The organism is Dysgonomonas sp. 511 (assembly GCF_010501105.1).
Lineage (GTDB): Bacteria > Bacteroidota > Bacteroidia > Bacteroidales > Dysgonomonadaceae > Dysgonomonas.
In genome coordinates this window covers 331-636 of record NZ_QVMQ01000034.1, presented here as the reverse complement: position 1 = coordinate 636, position 306 = coordinate 331, and the positions used below count along the sequence as shown (strand labels likewise).

Annotated in this window: 1 protein-coding gene (only partly in view); it reads right to left on the bottom strand. The window is 41.2% G+C overall.

The annotated features are described in order from the left end of the window. Positions 1-306: part of an IS200/IS605 family transposase coding region (gene tnpA / locus D0T57_RS13155; protein WP_163273952.1), annotated on the bottom strand (this coding region is incomplete at its 5' end). 40 nt of the annotated region lie to the left of the window's left edge; the window shows 306 of its 346 annotated nt.

Below are 306 nucleotides of genomic sequence, written 5' to 3'. Positions count from 1 at the left end.
TCATCACTATTGGGTTGATCCTTATGATGATTCAGGTAAGCCTCTAACATATCTTCTGTAATGTGACCGGTAGACCAACATCCATAACCAATACCCCAAAAGTGATTACCCCAGTAACGACGTTTTAGCTCCGGAAATTCTTGTAACAGCATACGAGAACTGCGACCCTTGAGACGGCGAACAATATCACTGATGCTCAACTGAGCTGGATAACTCAAATGCAAATGGATGTGGTCTTTACTGACTACTCCTTTGATTATTTGAATATCCATTGAATTACAGACTTGACGCAGAATATCACGGCAA